The organism is Aquibacillus salsiterrae (genome assembly GCF_028416595.1).
In the GTDB taxonomy this organism is placed as follows: Bacteria; Bacillota; Bacilli; order Bacillales; family Amphibacillaceae; genus Aquibacillus_A; species Aquibacillus_A salsiterrae.
On the sequence record NZ_JAMQKC010000008.1, the window covers coordinates 1 to 14,350 of the forward strand.

The 14,350-nt window shown below is 38.7% G+C and carries 12 protein-coding genes, 18 tRNA genes and 2 rRNA genes; 27 read left to right on the forward strand and 5 right to left on the reverse strand.

From position 1 onward, the window contains the following. From NC799_RS10325 to copZ, 24 genes are all read left to right on the forward strand, one after another. Positions 1–153, forward strand: a 23S ribosomal RNA gene (locus NC799_RS10325); the annotation flags it as partial. 346 nt (positions 154–499) lie between these two features. Next, positions 500–615 (forward strand): 5S ribosomal RNA (rrf, locus tag NC799_RS10330). A 15-nt stretch (positions 616–630) separates the two neighbouring features. Beyond that, a tRNA-Glu gene (locus NC799_RS10335) sits at positions 631–705 on the forward strand. A gap of 39 nt (positions 706–744) precedes the next feature. After that, a tRNA-Val gene (locus tag NC799_RS10340) sits at positions 745–820 on the forward strand. A 19-nt stretch (positions 821–839) separates the two neighbouring features. Next, positions 840–916, forward strand: a tRNA-Met gene (locus NC799_RS10345). Between the two features lie 72 nt (positions 917–988). Continuing rightward, positions 989–1,062, forward strand: a tRNA-Asp gene (locus NC799_RS10350). Positions 1,063–1,068: 6 nt separating this feature from the next. Further along, a tRNA-Thr gene (locus NC799_RS10355) sits at positions 1,069–1,144 on the forward strand. Positions 1,145–1,312: 168 nt separating this feature from the next. Further along, positions 1,313–1,385, forward strand: a tRNA-Lys gene (locus NC799_RS10360). 45 nt (positions 1,386–1,430) lie between these two features. After that, positions 1,431–1,505 (forward strand) — tRNA-Gly (locus NC799_RS10365). Between the two features lie 23 nt (positions 1,506–1,528). Then, positions 1,529–1,617: transfer RNA gene (locus NC799_RS10370), tRNA-Leu, on the forward strand. Positions 1,618–1,672: 55 nt separating this feature from the next. Beyond that, a tRNA-Arg gene (locus tag NC799_RS10375) sits at positions 1,673–1,749 on the forward strand. 5 nt (positions 1,750–1,754) lie between these two features. Further along, positions 1,755–1,831, forward strand: a tRNA-Pro gene (locus NC799_RS10380). Positions 1,832–1,855: 24 nt separating this feature from the next. Continuing rightward, a tRNA-Ala gene (locus NC799_RS10385) sits at positions 1,856–1,928 on the forward strand. Between the two features lie 95 nt (positions 1,929–2,023). After that, positions 2,024–2,099 (forward strand) — tRNA-His (locus tag NC799_RS10390). A gap of 9 nt (positions 2,100–2,108) precedes the next feature. Beyond that, positions 2,109–2,182 (forward strand) — tRNA-Gly (locus tag NC799_RS10395). Between the two features lie 6 nt (positions 2,183–2,188). After that, positions 2,189–2,262 (forward strand) — tRNA-Ile (locus tag NC799_RS10400). An 11-nt stretch (positions 2,263–2,273) separates the two neighbouring features. Further along, a tRNA-Asn gene (locus NC799_RS10405) sits at positions 2,274–2,348 on the forward strand. A gap of 2 nt (positions 2,349–2,350) precedes the next feature. After that, positions 2,351–2,441: transfer RNA gene (locus NC799_RS10410), tRNA-Ser, on the forward strand. Positions 2,442–2,445: 4 nt separating this feature from the next. Further along, positions 2,446–2,521, forward strand: a tRNA-Gln gene (locus NC799_RS10415). A 16-nt stretch (positions 2,522–2,537) separates the two neighbouring features. Further along, positions 2,538–2,610 (forward strand) — tRNA-Ala (locus NC799_RS10420). A 217-nt stretch (positions 2,611–2,827) separates the two neighbouring features. Beyond that, entirely contained in the window at positions 2,828–3,877 is a 1,050-nt protein-coding gene (locus NC799_RS10425) for a TAXI family TRAP transporter solute-binding subunit (RefSeq protein ID WP_272446375.1), read from the forward strand. A 100-nt stretch (positions 3,878–3,977) separates the two neighbouring features. Next, a complete protein-coding gene (locus NC799_RS10430; RefSeq protein ID WP_272446376.1) occupies positions 3,978–4,505 on the forward strand; it encodes a DUF1850 domain-containing protein in 528 nt (175 codons plus the stop codon). Beyond that, positions 4,498–6,522 carry a TRAP transporter permease gene (locus NC799_RS10435; RefSeq protein ID WP_272446377.1) on the forward strand — a complete coding sequence of 675 codons (2,025 nt, stop codon included), beginning with the start codon at positions 4,498–4,500 and terminating at the stop codon, positions 6,520–6,522. The genes NC799_RS10430 and NC799_RS10435 overlap by 8 nt, the downstream gene beginning before the upstream one ends. Positions 6,523–6,742: 220 nt before the next feature. Beyond that, entirely contained in the window at positions 6,743–6,949 is a 207-nt protein-coding gene (copZ, locus tag NC799_RS10440) for a copper chaperone CopZ (RefSeq protein WP_272446378.1), read from the forward strand. Between the two features lie 151 nt (positions 6,950–7,100). Here the strand turns inward: copZ and NC799_RS10445 are convergent, their stop codons facing one another. Further along, positions 7,101–7,232, reverse strand: a complete 132-nt coding sequence (locus NC799_RS10445) for a YpzI family protein (protein WP_272446379.1) — start codon at positions 7,230–7,232, stop codon at positions 7,101–7,103. Between the two features lie 215 nt (positions 7,233–7,447). On the opposite strand from NC799_RS10445, the gene NC799_RS10450 reads away from it, so the two are divergent. The 3 genes from NC799_RS10450 (at position 7,448) to sspO (ending at position 10,238) form a co-directional block, all read left to right on the forward strand. Beyond that, positions 7,448–9,271: a MotA/TolQ/ExbB proton channel family protein gene (locus NC799_RS10450; RefSeq protein ID WP_272446380.1), complete on the forward strand. Its 1,824-nt coding sequence runs from the start codon at positions 7,448–7,450 to the stop codon at positions 9,269–9,271. After that, positions 9,264–9,956 carry an OmpA family protein gene (locus tag NC799_RS10455; protein WP_272446381.1) on the forward strand — a complete coding sequence of 231 codons (693 nt, stop codon included), beginning with the start codon at positions 9,264–9,266 and terminating at the stop codon, positions 9,954–9,956. Before NC799_RS10450 ends, NC799_RS10455 begins: the two co-directional genes overlap by 8 nt. Before the next feature lie 123 nt (positions 9,957–10,079). After that, a complete protein-coding gene (gene sspO / locus NC799_RS10460) occupies positions 10,080–10,238 on the forward strand; it encodes a small acid-soluble spore protein O (protein WP_272446382.1) in 159 nt (52 codons plus the stop codon). A gap of 31 nt (positions 10,239–10,269) precedes the next feature. Here sspO and NC799_RS10465 read toward each other — a convergent pair whose 3' ends face one another. Genes NC799_RS10465 through NC799_RS10480 form a run of 4 tightly spaced genes read right to left on the reverse strand, consistent with a single transcriptional unit; the run spans position 10,270 to position 14,264 of the window. Next, positions 10,270–11,337 carry a GerAB/ArcD/ProY family transporter gene (locus NC799_RS10465; protein ID WP_272446383.1) on the reverse strand — a complete coding sequence of 356 codons (1,068 nt, stop codon included), beginning with the start codon at positions 11,335–11,337 and terminating at the stop codon, positions 10,270–10,272. Continuing rightward, complete coding sequence (locus NC799_RS10470) at positions 11,334–11,552, reverse strand: hypothetical protein (RefSeq protein WP_272446384.1); 219 nt, start codon at positions 11,550–11,552, stop codon at positions 11,334–11,336. Before NC799_RS10470 ends, NC799_RS10465 begins: the two co-directional genes overlap by 4 nt. A 4-nt stretch (positions 11,553–11,556) precedes the next feature. Next, positions 11,557–12,717 carry a Ger(x)C family spore germination protein gene (locus tag NC799_RS10475; RefSeq protein ID WP_272446385.1) on the reverse strand — a complete coding sequence of 387 codons (1,161 nt, stop codon included), beginning with the start codon at positions 12,715–12,717 and terminating at the stop codon, positions 11,557–11,559. 11 nt (positions 12,718–12,728) lie between these two features. Beyond that, positions 12,729–14,264, reverse strand: a complete 1,536-nt coding sequence (locus tag NC799_RS10480) for a spore germination protein (protein ID WP_272446386.1) — start codon at positions 14,262–14,264, stop codon at positions 12,729–12,731. Positions 14,265–14,350: the final 86 nt, after the last annotated feature.

Here is a 14,350-nt window from a genome sequence, read left to right on the forward strand (position 1 = left end):
AAAGCATCTAAGCATGAAGCCCCCCTCTAGATGAGACTTCCCATCATTTTAAATGAGTAAGATCCCTCAGAGACGATGAGGTTGATAGGTCCGAGGTGGAAGCATGGCAACATGTGCAGCTGACGGAAACTAATCGATCGAGGACTTAACTAAAATAAAAAGTGAAGGCGACTGGTTAATAGCGTACGGATAGATAAGACAGCCTGTAGTACTCTGAACTTTGAGTATGAAAGGATGGATTAACTATCCGCTAGCTATTAGGAGCCGGAACTAGATTGAATAAGGAAGCGAAGACGACCGGTTAAATCCGCCGGGATAAGCAAGACCGCGGAAAGGGTGTGAATTTTCACCCTTGGAGAGGTATTGCTTATAACGAGAGGATTTGGGAGTCGTAGCTGAACTGAAAAAAAGTGAAGGCGACTGTTAAATGTCTTGTACCAACTTCTTATCTAGTTTTGAAGGTACATAGGTAATGTTTTACCTTGAACTTCATAAAAGATCTGGTGGCTATAGCAAAGAGGTCACACCTGTTCCCATGCCGAACACAGTAGTTAAGCTCTTTTGCGCCGATGGTAGTTGGGACTTTGTCCCTGTGAGAGTAGGACGTCGCCAGGCTTTTTACATAATAATGGCCCGTTGGTCAAGCGGTTAAGACACCGCCCTTTCACGGCGGTAACACGGGTTCGAATCCCGTACGGGTCACCAAAGTATTTTCATATTTGTCATAATACCTCACAATATCGTGGAGGATTAGCTCAGCTGGGAGAGCACCTGCCTTACAAGCAGGGGGTCGCAGGTTCGAGCCCTGCATCCTCCACCATTCATTTAAATATTGTTATCGCGGGGTGGAGCAGTCTGGTAGCTCGTCGGGCTCATAACCCGAAGGTCGCAAGTTCAAATCTTGCCCCCGCAACCATAATTTTTCTTCGTTAGTAATAGAGAGATAATTATAAGGTAAGATATTTTTTGCTGTCGCAAAAAAATCTAAGGTCCGGTAGTTCAGTTGGTTAGAATGCCTGCCTGTCACGCAGGAGGTCGCGGGTTCGAGTCCCGTCCGGACCGTCATTTGCCGGTCTAGCTCAATTGGTAGAGCAACTGACTTGTAATCAGTAGGTTGGGGGTTCAAGTCCTCTGGCCGGCACCACCGTTTAGCAATATAGTGATCCATTAGCTCAGTCGGTAGAGCAACAAGCATCGCTTCCACCGAATAAGCTACGAGTAACCTCGGAAGCATAAACATCTTTGAATATGCTTGTAGATGCAGAGGTTTTCTTTATGAGCTATCTATAAAAATTAGAGGATTATTCTTTAGGAGCCATTAGCTCAGTCGGTAGAGCATCTGACTTTTAATCAGAGGGTCGAAGGTTCGAGTCCTTCATGGCTCATCAATTTTTTTGCAAAGTGATTCAAAAAAGGTTGAAGAATAAAATGTGGAAGTAGTTCAGTGGTAGAACATCACCTTACCAAGGTGGGGGTCGCGGGTTCGAATCCCGTCTTCCGCTCCACCTGCATTATATTTATATGCCATGCCGGGGTGGTGGAATTGGCAGACACACAGGACTTAAAATCCTGCGGTAGGTGACTATCGTGCCGGTTCAAGTCCGGCCCTCGGCACCAAAGGTTTTTGTGTAAACAAAATACCAAAGGTTTTTTCCTTATAAATAACCCAAATGCGCCCGTAGCTCAATTGGATAGAGCGTTTGACTACGGATCAAAAGGTTAGGGGTTCGACTCCTCTCGGGCGCGCCATTTAACGGGAAGTAGCTCAGCTTGGTAGAGCACTTGGTTTGGGACCAAGGGGTCGCAGGTTCAAATCCTGTCTTCCCGACCATCTTAAATAGTGTTAATGTATCATGGGGCCTTAGCTCAGCTGGGAGAGCGCCTGCTTTGCACGCAGGAGGTCAGCGGTTCGATCCCGCTAGGCTCCATCTTGATTTGGAGGGGGAGTGAACCAAGGACGGTTGTTTACAAATCAAATTCCATCCAGTCCTAGGTTTCTAGTCCTGTCCCTCCACTAGTCTCGGCGGTTGTGGCGAAGTGGTTAACGCACCGGATTGTGGTTCCGGCATTCGTGGGTTCGATTCCCATCAGCCGCCCCAAAAATAGATGCGGGTGTAGTTTAGTGGTAAAACCTCAGCCTTCCAAGCTGATGTCGAGGGTTCGATTCCCTTCACCCGCTCCAAACTGTGGGCCTATAGCTCAGCTGGTTAGAGCGCACGCCTGATAAGCGTGAGGTCGGTGGTTCGAGTCCACTTAGGCCCATTTGTTATTTTTCCACAGTAGCTCAGTGGTAGAGCAATCGGCTGTTAACCGATCGGTCGTAGGTTCGAATCCTACCTGTGGAGCCAGTGGAGAAGTACTCAAGTGGCTGAAGAGGCGCCCCTGCTAAGGGTGTAGGTCGCGTGAGCGGCGCGAGGGTTCAAATCCCTCCTTCTCCGCCATTTATGGGCTATAGCCAAGCGGTAAGGCAACGGTTTTTGGTACCGTCATTTCGCTGGTTCGAATCCAGCTAGCCCAGCCATTTTCATTAAAGATTTGGGGCCTTAGCTCAGCTGGGAGAGCGCCTGCTTTGCACGCAGGAGGTCAGCGGTTCGATCCCGCTAGGCTCCATAAATTGTCTTGTTTGTAAAAATAATTCGAAACATTAATTGCATGCCAGTTAATGTTTTTTGTTGTCTAGAAAACTTCTATCTCTATAAGCTAAAGACCTTACAAAATGAGCCTGCTGGAATGATGCTATCCAGCAATAAATATGAAAAAATTGACATTAATACGGAATAAAGTATAAAATACTCTTGTTAAGAAGAAGTTTTGAAGGGGGTATTTTATGAAAAACAAAAAGTTTTTATTGCTAGTTGGTTTACTTTTCGCACTAGGAATGTTCCTTACAGCGTGTGGCGGTGGGGAAAAGGAAGAAGGAACAGGTTCTGATGGAGGAAATGACACAGGATCTGAAACAGAAAATGATACTGGTGCTGAAGACAATGATGCAGATGCTGGTGATAAACCGGAGTTCTTAAGCTTACTTACAGGTGGAACTAGTGGTACATATTATCCACTTGGTGGTGAAATGGCTAGCATTATAACGGATGAAACAGGAATTCAAACAGATGCTGTATCATCAAATGCATCAGCTGACAATATCGCAGCTTTACAAGCGGGCGAAGCAGAATTGGCATTTGCTCAAACAGATGTTACCGCTAATGCGGTAGAAGGTATCAACTCATTTGATGGCAATCCTGTTGATAATATCCAGGCTATTGCATCACTTTACCCAGAAACAATTCAAATTGTTACGGTAAAAGACTCTGGTATTACTTCTGTGGCAGATTTAGCAGGTAAAACAGTTTCTGTCGGTGCTCCTGGGTCAGGGACATATGTTAACGCAACACAGATTCTGGAAGCTTATGGTTTAAGCATGGACGACATTGATGCACAGAATTTAGACTTTGGTGAATCAACAGGTGGGATCCAAGACGGTAATATTGACGCAGCGTTTATTACTGCTGGTACACCAACTGGTGCAGTCGAAGGCTTAGCTGCTACAACAGATGTAAGCATTGTTCCGATTGAACAAGATAAAATTGACTCACTTATTGAACAGTATCCATATTATGCAGCTGATACTGTAAAAGCTGGTACTTATGATATTGAAGAGGACGTTAATACTGTTGCTGTTCTTGCAATGCTTGTTGTTACAGATAGCCTTTCAGAGGATGTTGTCTATGATATTACAAAGGCAATCTTTGATAATACAGATAAGATCACACATGCTAAAGGAGAATACATTACCAAGGAATCTGCTTTAGATGGTATTGGTATCGACCTCCACCCTGGGGCTAAAAAGTATTTTGAAGAAGAAGGGTTACTTGACTAAACGTATGCTTTAAAAAGGCCGGCTGTTACGCCTATTTATAGGTAATAATGCCGGTCCTTTTATTTGCGATGGTAACCAAGAATTGGTGGGTTGAACACAAATGACTAGAAAAAGATATTTACTTTCCTTAACTTTTCTACTCATTCTTCTTGCTGCCGTCTTATTTGTTCCCTTTAAAACTGCATTGGTCTTTTACGAAGGTAATACAGATACCATGAAAGCTTTTCTTCCTTTAGAGCCTGGGGACACCTTCCAATTGATTTGGAGACATTCGATCCACTTAAAAGATGTTACCGAAAAATATCAGGTAACCAACGATTTAACTATTAAACAATATGAAATTGTTTATGAAGAATTTGGGATTGGAATGCCTTCAAACGCGCAAGAAGGGGAGAAATTCGAGTATAAAGATGGTAAGTACCATATAAGTAACTTAAACAATATCTTTCCCTCGATGAACATTCGGAACGGAAAAACAGTTTCGAAAAATCGACTAGCATGGGGTTCTGGTGATGCCAGTCAAATGGTGTGGTTTAATGATTATTTTAAACCAGGTGCATGGTTTACTGTATTAGTAGAGAGAATAACTCTATGGGAATATTTGAAGGGAGTGAGAATAAGTGAGTGAGAAAGAAATAGAATTGTTAGAAGCAACAAGACAACAGGAATTAATCGAGAAATACGATACTGAATCCAATACGCGAAAATTAACTGGCTTTGCTGGATGGCTTGTATTCTTGATATTAATAGCATTTTCTTTATTTCAGCTATATACGGGTGCTTTTGGAGTATATACAGCATACATTCAACGAACAGTCCACCTTGGATTCGCCTTATCACTTATTTTTTTACTCTTTCCGTCTAGAAGAAAGGGTAAAAAAAATAGTGTCCCTTGGTATGATTGGCTTCTTGTTTTAATAGCCATTATTGTCACGGGGTACTGGCCAATGTATTATGAAACATTAGTACAACAATTTGGTGGTATCGATACCGGTCAAATGATTATTGGGGGAATAGCAATTCTGTTGGTGTTAGAAGCAGCAAGACGCGCTGTTGGTCTACCAATCACAGTTATTGCTCTGTTATTTCTTCTTTATGCAATCTTTGGGCGTCAGATGCCAGGAATGCTTGCACATCGAGGACTTAGTTTGGAACAGTTAATCAAATCGATGTTTTTTACCACAGAGGGTATTTTGGGTACTCCACTACAGGTATCGTCTACGTACATCTTCTTATTTTTATTGTTTGGTGCTTTTTTAGTTCAAACAGGAGTGGGATCCTACTTCAATGATTTAGCTCTTGCAATAGCTGGTCGACGTGTCGGAGGACCTGCTAAAGTGGCGATATTTTCAAGTGCATTAAATGGAACCATTTCAGGTAGTTCTGTTGCTAACACAGTTACAACCGGTTCTTATACGATTCCAATGATGAAAAAACTTGGATATAAACCGAATTTTGCTGGTGCTGTTGAGGCAGCTTCTTCCACTGGCGGGCAAATCATGCCCCCAATCATGGGTGCAGCTGCATTCTTAATGATTGAATTTGCGGGGGTTGGCTATTGGGAAATTGCTAAAGCAGCAGTTATTCCGGCCATTCTATATTTTGCGGGTATTTGGATAATGACACATTTTGAAGCAAAAAGACTAGGACTTTTAGGTCTATCAAAAGATGAAATTCCAAGCAAGATTGAAACGCTAAAGAAAATCTATTTATTGTTACCGATTTTGGCTATTGTCTATTTGCTTTTTACAGGTTTTAGTATCGAAAGAACCGCTATTTACGGGATTATTATTACCATTGTAGTTAGTTTGGTGCGGAAAGATACGAATATGTTTTTAGAAAATGGAAAGTTCACCTTTAGTAAATTAATTGATGCGTTGACAACTGGTGCTCGAACTGCATTAGGTGTGGCTGCAGCAACTGCGTGTGCCGGGATAATTGTTGGAGTAGTTACCAAAACAGGTTTAGGACTAAAGCTCGGTAATGGTCTTGTTGATATCGCAAGTGCGATGACCAATTCACCGCAATTACTCCTTTTGTTGACGTTAGCGTTTACGATGATTACATCTATCATTCTCGGGATGGGCTCACCGACAACAGCAAACTATATTATTACTTCAACGATTGCGTTACCAGCGATTATGGCGTTGAATGATCAATATCAATTTGCCATTCCGGTTCTTGCCGCTCACATGTTTGTTTTTTACTTTGGAATAGTGGCGGACATTACACCCCCAGTGGCACTTGCTGCATTCGCCGCAACAGGGATATCAGGCGGCGAACCTATTCGAACTGGTCTTAATGCATCAAGGCTTGCAATTGCAGCTTACATTATTCCTTATATGTTTGTCTTAAGTCCTCAGTTACTAATGATTGATGCAACCTTTTTTGAAATAACAATTTCATTAATAACGGCATTTTTAGGAATGATATCGATTGGTGCAGGACTTATTGGTTTTTGGTACCGTAAGATAAATTGGATAGAAAGAATAATTACTGTTCTAACAGGGTTGATGCTTGTCTACCCAGAAGGGAATTCAGACTTGATTGGATTTAGTTTATTTATAGTCTTATTTCTCTTCCAGCTAAAGACAAAAGACAAACATAATAAACCAAACAAGAGTGTAACTACAAATGAAGCTTAAAAATTTATGCAAAAACCCTCACTAAGTAAAGTGAGGGTTTTTTTGTCCGAATTCTCATGTAATAAACCATTCTCATAAAATGATAAACGGAGGATAGACTAAATGATGAACCCTTTTGATTGACCGTCAAACAATACCGTGGTAGGGTATAGTAGGGTGGAGTGAAGTATAGATTAAAGCGTGTGAAAATATAAAATAACATTTATAGGAGGTTTTTTAAATGAAAAATATTTCATTAGATGTAAAAGGGATGACTTGTGGACATTGCAAAATGGCTGTCAATGGTGCGCTAAAGGACATTGATGGTATTGAAAATGTTGATGTCAATTTAGAAACTGGTAAGGTAGAGGTTAGTTATGATGAAGCAAAAGTAGATGAGTCAAAAATGAAAGAAGCAATTGAAGACCAAGGATATGATGTAGCATAAAGACGATTACAAGAAAAAGTTGATGTCTAACTTCGAGCAGATTGCCTTGATGTCGGCAAGATAACCGTAACAATGGAAAATAAAAATTAAGCCCCTATAAGGTGAATTACCTTGTAGAGGCTTAATCATTTTCTAAGAGTTGGTTTTTAGCTTACCTTCTTTTTTTACTTGCATGTTCGTCATCTTCTACGCGAGTTGCTCCACCGTAGTGTAATGCTTGATCTCGGTCAGATTCAACCTTTCCTGACTTTCGAAGTTTCTTTTCCTGACGGTCTCGTCCCATCCTTATACCTCCTCGGAGTTAACTTCTCATTTATCTCTCTTTTAATTTTTGTTGTTAACAAGTTATTTATTCATTTAACTTTAAATTTATTGGTCCTTGAACGGTTAATGGGGCTTAATTAATTTAACCAAATCTCTTTCTAAAGCTCATGATTTGGCCAAGCCAAGAATAGACATAAAGAAAGAAGAGTGAAAAAGAAGATAAGGAGGAGCTGAATGTTAGAGACTATTCTCAAACTATTCACAAGTGAACAAAAAGCGGAAGCCATTTTGTCCAATTCAACGATTGAACTTGTCTTTACGATCTTATTTTTAACATTTGTGGTCGCCGTTTTTATTCATTTATCGTTATTTGCGAAATTAAAGAAGATTCGTAACTATTTGAGACACACGAACCGGATGGACGTTGATCCATTGCGTTCGTTTAAAGAAGAATTTGAAAGAAACCAAAAGCAGGAAGCTATTAAAGTGGAGACATTTGTGCAAGACAAATTTTCTGGTTGGCGGATATTCAATGTTCCGGTAGTTAGTCTGATTAAAATGATTCAAGCTACCGTTTCCATCTTTATTTTAATTGGCGTTTTAGGTACGTTTATCGGGTTGACGATGTCTTTAGGTAACATTAGTTCGAGTGGGGACCAATTGGTTGAAAATGTTGCCAATGTATTATCCGGTATTGATGTTGCTTTTTATACTAGTATTGCTGGTATGGGTTTATCGCTTATTATGACCGTGTTAATAAAGGCTTTTAATTCGGAGTATTTATTAACAGATATTATGTTGAAAGTAGAATCTACTTTAAGTGAAGAGGAACAAAATGGGATGGGACGATTAATTACTGTTTCCGAAGCAATTAACCATTCCATCGGAAAACTACAGGAAACAAATCAAGAATCACTCTTAAGTATTGTCACTGCTTTTGATGGTTTTAAGGAATATACAGCGGGACTACAACAATCTGCAGAGGACTTAGCTAAATTTAATGATGGCCTTTCCAAAAACCTCAAGGATTTCCAAGTGTTATTTGACAGTTTAAAAGAGGTGACTAACGGGATTGCAGATGGAACAAATAGGCTGAATGAAAATTTTGGGCAGTTGTTTGATTATTTCAAACAAATGGATAGCCGAAATGAACGGATGGCAAAATTATTTGAAGATACGTATGAGAAGGCAAAGGAGACATCCAAAGCGCAAACGAATACGCTAAAACAATTTGAAGGGTCCGTAGAGGATTTAAAATCTTTCACTGCATCGATCTTAGACAAGCAAGAGGTATCCTCACAATCTTTAGAAAAGATTAATCAAAAGAATTATGAATTAGTCGAAAAGTTGGAAAAGCATAACAAGGAGTTTAAACAAATCTTTGGTTCAGACATTAGTTCAAAACTAGCTGGCATTACTTCTTACCTTAGTGAGCTTTCCGGTGAGTTCAATAAATTTGGCGACTCGATTGTTCATTTACCAGAAGCACTACAAACGATTAATCAAGCTCAACTTGAATATAAACATCTGTTTTCAGACCGTATGGAGGAATTAAAGCAGTTTAATCGTGATTTCCATAATCATTTAAAAGCCCATTCTTCTGACTCGATAGCTTTTGAGAAACACTTACTTGAGGCAACAAATACGTATGAGCAAGTTGGTATAAAAAATAATCAGTTAATACATGAAATCAATGCAACAATCACACAAATGAATCATTCGTTTAATCAAAAGGAAAATCAAATGGAGGCTAGTGTTACGATTCTAAAAGATACACTTTCGAACTATGTGATGAATTTGGAAGGGACACTTGGTGATAAATTGGACAAAGTAGTTCGAAGTTTCCATGATTATATTGACCAGACGAACCAAGGATTAAAGAAGGAATTTAAAGAGTTACGTGTTGTTAATGAGGAAATTCAGCAAAGCAGTAATAGGTATGCCCAACAAACATTTAGTGAACTAAATCAAGAAATCCATAGACTAAATCAACACCTCGAAGGGCTAAGCCGACAAGCAACAGCTACACCAACAGCAAGGTTGGGTCAACATGATTAACAAATACCAAAGGCTTTTTCGTGATGAGCAGGATGAGGGTCACTTTTGGCCATCATTTACCGATCTATTAACGACCATCTTATTATGCTTTATCTTAATTTTTATTACGATGATGGTAATTAAGTCATTGCAAATTGAAGAGATGAATCGAACGATAGATCAACTTATGGGTGTTCGTTCTGAATTGGTCAAAAACTTGAAGCAAGAATTTAGTGATTCTCCACTTGAGATTGAAGTGGATGAAAAAACAGGGGCAATTATCTTTGATACGGAAATATTATTTGAATATGATAAAGCTAATTTAAAGGATCAATCTTTTCAGTTTTTGGATGAATTTGTACCCAAGTATTTAGATGTATTATTAGAAAGCGGATATGAAGAGTATATATCAGAAATTATTATTGAAGGTCATACAGATCGAGATGGAAGCTATCTGTATAATCTTCAATTATCACAGGAAAGAGCGTTTAGTGTTGCAGAATATATTTTAAGTAATCAATTCCCATATAAAAATATTCAACAACAGCTACAAGAAAAGTTAACAGTGAATGGTAAGTCCTTTTCTGACAGCAGAACGGATGAAAACGGCAATTATAGTGCTAGCAGGTCTCGACGTGTTGAATTTAAATTCAGGCTTAAGGATCAAGAGATACTCGAGAAAACAAGGGATATATTAAATAAATAAAATTTCTTAGTATTTATTAAGGGATGGTTAGTCAGTGATGGGCTAACATTTTTTTGCATTCGTGCTAAGGTAGCGGATAACAGATTGAACTTGAGGGAAAATAAAATTGTGGAGGTGTTACTAATGGGAAAGAAAATAAAAAACAGTAAGTTAAACGGTGAATATAGTGATGAACAAGCAGTAAGAAAAGAACTTTCTAGACATTTTGATCACGAATTTGCCAATGAGCCTTTAACAACTAATGAGAAGCACAATAACAAAAAGACAAAAAAAAGACAGTAAATATAAGTAGGGAATAGCTAATCGCTATTCCCTACTCACTATTGTGGCTCGGGAGGTATCTAATGAACAAAATAAACAAAAATATGAATATTTCTAACACAAGACCAATGATCGTCCACGTTAAAAAAGTAAACCTGAGGTGTACCATGCTTGTTTTAAATAATGCCATCGATAATATACCGAGGGTCAAAATAGTTGGAAAAAGAAACATGCTTGTCGGGTTATCCTCTCTCGTTTGAAAAAGGGTTTTATCGATTAAATAAAGGACAATACAAAGTTTGCTTAAAAATACTGGCATCCACAAAATGACGATGACTAAATCTAAACGATCTAGAAAGTCAGTTAAGTGGATCTCTTGGATCATACGATAGTTTGGATAGGTTGTTTTAGAAACGATTTCTTGACCTAAAACAGCAATGTTTAAACTCACTAGGATAGTAAGTAACAAAATGCCAAATCCAACTCCATAGATTGTCATTTTTTTAATGCTCTTGTTACAATTTTTGTTCTCAAGTAACATGATCAAAACGACAAACTCGCCTACCCAAGGAAGTAGTTCAAAAGACGATTTAGTTAAATTAGCAACCATATTGGTTTGGATAATTGGCATATAATTCACCCAGTTTATTTCGTTTGTTAACATTAACGGTAACGATAAAACGATGACACTAAACACAATGAATTGGATAAGCGTAATTCTTGAAATTACTTCTAATCCAGCTGCGCAAATGTAGTACAAGGTTGCTGATATTAACAGCATTGTTACAACAATGGGGGTTTTTGGAAGTAAAGCCTCCATCGTAAAATCAGTAAAAGCACGTAAGTCTCTAATATAAATGGTAATAAGTAGGAAACCAACTGTTACTTTGAGAAGCCGGTGCATCATGGAATGCTGTTTTAATTTTTCTTGCAAAACATTTCCTTTTCCAACTGCAAGTACGACTAATCCCAAAAGGAACGGTGTCACGAGTATAGGTGTTAGCCATGCGTTTTGGTTTGCGATTTGGGTTAAGATTTGCGGCAATGTAATTAATGAAGCTGAGACAATCAAATTCGCAATGAATATCGCTAGTTGAAAGGAAGAGATGACTTGTTTCATTCTGAGATCACCACGCTTGTTAAATCGCCAATTGTGTTGTTAAGGTACTTCGTTAACCATCCAACAGAACTATCTGATAAAAGTAACATGGCAGCCCCTGCACATATGGCAAGGGAAAAGTAAATCCATTTCTTTCTACTATGTTGGTTAATTTGTTTTCTGTTTATAAGTGTGTACAAAAGGACATATACGATGATCCCTATTGTGGCATACATGGAATCACTCCTTAATTGTTATTCCAGGACTTGTGTTACGAATTATTTCTGCATTGATCTTCGTCGTAATTTCAGTATCTTTTAAGATTGTGCGCCAATCATCCGCCCAATATTTATCCCATGTTAAGGAATCAGATTGATATAGATGGTAACCTAATCCAGCTATGTCAATCCCTTCCTCTTGCGAACGATTTAATATAGAAGTTACCTCTTTTTTTATACTGGATTCTAATTTATTAATGGCTAACTCATATTCAGATGGGTTGTCAAAATCTAAATCAGCCTCGTTTTGCTCCACGCGTGCCTCAAGATTAATAGTTATGGTGAACTTTGGTAGATTATTTTTGACTGTATGGTTGATCTTAAGCTTTTCATTTGTCACCCTAATATTCATTTCCTTCGTATCTTTTACTGGATAAGTATAGGTTTGGTCATCCATTTCGCTAATTATCCATTTAATTCCTTTACTTTCTTCAGTTGATGCAAAAAAACCTAGTTGATCATCTTTGAATACTGCAAGCCTACTTATTTCAATTTCTTCTTTTTTGTTTTCTTCGTCATTGTTTTGTGTCATTGATTTCGAGACGATTGGTAAAATAGGGTCTATTCCGGGATTATATATATCATTTATTAGTTCCTTAACCGACCGACGAACACCACCCTTTGCCAGCTCGCGAATCGTTTCAGACGAAAATTGTTCAAAATGTGGGGTGGAGTTTAGAATATCCATGGCTTTTCCTTCGGTAACGAACACAGATGACGATAACCTTGATTGTGGCTGTTCAATAATTACATCCAACGAATCATGAAAGCCATTTCTCGCTAATTCCTCCCCAAAAATAATAATTCTGCGGTGTGAGAAGAATAATTCTCTTGACATTCTGCTCTGAAGATCATCATTACTTTCGCGAATATTCCTACCTTGACCAGAATCTACATAATAAGGAGCACTTCCTCCAGCCCCTCCCCCGCCGCTAGACGATCCGGACTGACCGGAATTACCTGGTAAAGGGACTTGAACAGATGTTCTGTATTTGTTTTTGTCTAACTTGTCAAAACCAGTTCCTAATACAAATGCAAGGTCATTTACTTCTTTTCTGTCCCAGCATCCAGTCAATAACAAAATACAACTTAGAAGAAGAAAAACAAATCGAAAGACTACCATTTTAACGCTCCTCAAGACTTTTTCTTTTCTGAGTAAGGTTTAAAGCTTTTTGCTTTACGTACCGTATTCTCTTTGACGAATTGCTCCGGTCGGCGATCCATCTCCCACCATGGCACGCGGATAAATACATCCTTTAACTCGCTCCAGTCTAATGGTGACAGGGGAGAAAAATACGGTACCCCAAACGATCTTAATCTGCATAAATGTGTCAGTAAAACAATCGACCCTATGACAACGCCAAATAACCCAAAGGTACCGGCCAAAATAAGCATTGGGAATCGCAAAAGTCTAATCGATATGGCCATATTAAATCTCGGGATTGTGAACGAGGCAATACCTGTAAGAGATACGACGATAACCATTGGTGCAGATACAATCCCGGCTTCAACTGCAGCCTGACCAATTACTAAAGCCCCTAATATACTTACGGCCTGACCAATAACTTTAGGTAACCGAATGCCGGCTTCTCTTAATGCCTCAAAGGCAAGTTCCATAATTAAGGCCTCAACCAACACTGGAAAAGGTATTGCCTCCCGACTAGCAGCAATACTTAACAACAAGGTAGTCGGAACCATTTCCTGGTGAAAGGTAGTAACAGCTACATAAAATGCCGGCATTAATAGAGCAAGAAATAAAAGTACTGTTCGCAATAAACGTAGAAATATCGAGATGTGAAATCGTTGGTAATAGTCCTCGCTAGCTTGAATAAATTGCCAAAAGCTTACAGGTAATATTAAAACAAATGGTGTCCCGTCAACGACAATGCAAACTCTTCCCTCTAACAGGTTTGCTGCAGCTGTATCAGGTCTTTCCGTATTCTGAATTTGAGGAAAAAAGCTGAAGGGACTATCTTCTATTAGTTCCTCGATATAGCCACTTTCTAATATCCCATCGATTTCTATCTTATCTAATCTAGCAAGTACCTCTTTAACAAGCTCTGGTGGAGCAAGATTTTCCATATACATGATTGCAACACTTGTCTTTGTTTCTGTCCCGATTTTACGAGATAAAACTTTTAAATTAGACGAATGAATCTTTTGTCTTATTAAAGAAGTATTAACACGTATTGCCTCCGTAAAACCTTCACGTGGTCCGCGAATGACTGATTCTGAATCTGGTTCACCAACACTTCTTTTCGTTGCCCCTTTTGCATCAATAACAATAGCTTTATCAAAAGTATCAACAATTAACACTGTATTTCCGTCTAAAATTTGGTTAATTGTATCTGTCAAAGTAGTTGATTCAGATACGGAATTAATCGATACAATTTTTTCTTCTATCATTTCGGCATCAAGTCGTTGATCGTCTAGGTCCTTAAATAATTGTTCAATTGCATGAAGTTCAATCCGATTAGAATCAACTAACCCATCAATGTAAATGAGATAGGCGTGCCGTTTTCCAACATTTATTTTTCTAAAGATTAAATCAGAAGAGTCCTTAAATTCCTCTTTTATATAATCCACGGTTGTTTCAACATTGGATAAAATGGGTTGCTCGTTGGATTGCTTAGTTTTACTTGTCTCTTTGCCTTTTGTACGAAACCTCATAAAAAAATCCCCTATATCCATTTTTTAATAATTTGCCCTGTTACTGGGTTAATATCCGTGTTAAAGTCAGAAATTAATTTGTTCAG

Coding starts and splice junctions, on each gene's coding strand:
- NC799_RS10425 (WP_272446375.1), top strand. CDS start 2,828: ATGAAAAACAAAAAGTTTTTATTGCTAGTTGGTTTACTTTTCGCACTA.
- NC799_RS10430 (WP_272446376.1), top strand. CDS start 3,978: ATGACTAGAAAAAGATATTTACTTTCCTTAACTTTTCTACTCATTCTT.
- copZ (WP_272446378.1), top strand. CDS start 6,743: ATGAAAAATATTTCATTAGATGTAAAAGGGATGACTTGTGGACATTGC.
- NC799_RS10445 (WP_272446379.1), bottom strand. CDS start 7,232: ATGGGACGAGACCGTCAGGAAAAGAAACTTCGAAAGTCAGGAAAGGTT.
- NC799_RS10450 (WP_272446380.1), top strand. CDS start 7,448: ATGTTAGAGACTATTCTCAAACTATTCACAAGTGAACAAAAAGCGGAA.
- NC799_RS10455 (WP_272446381.1), top strand. CDS start 9,264: ATGATTAACAAATACCAAAGGCTTTTTCGTGATGAGCAGGATGAGGGT.
- sspO (WP_272446382.1), top strand. CDS start 10,080: ATGGGAAAGAAAATAAAAAACAGTAAGTTAAACGGTGAATATAGTGAT.
- NC799_RS10465 (WP_272446383.1), bottom strand. CDS start 11,337: ATGAAACAAGTCATCTCTTCCTTTCAACTAGCGATATTCATTGCGAAT.
- NC799_RS10470 (WP_272446384.1), bottom strand. CDS start 11,552: ATGTATGCCACAATAGGGATCATCGTATATGTCCTTTTGTACACACTT.
- NC799_RS10475 (WP_272446385.1), bottom strand. CDS start 12,717: ATGGTAGTCTTTCGATTTGTTTTTCTTCTTCTAAGTTGTATTTTGTTA.
- NC799_RS10480 (WP_272446386.1), bottom strand. CDS start 14,264: ATGAGGTTTCGTACAAAAGGCAAAGAGACAAGTAAAACTAAGCAATCC.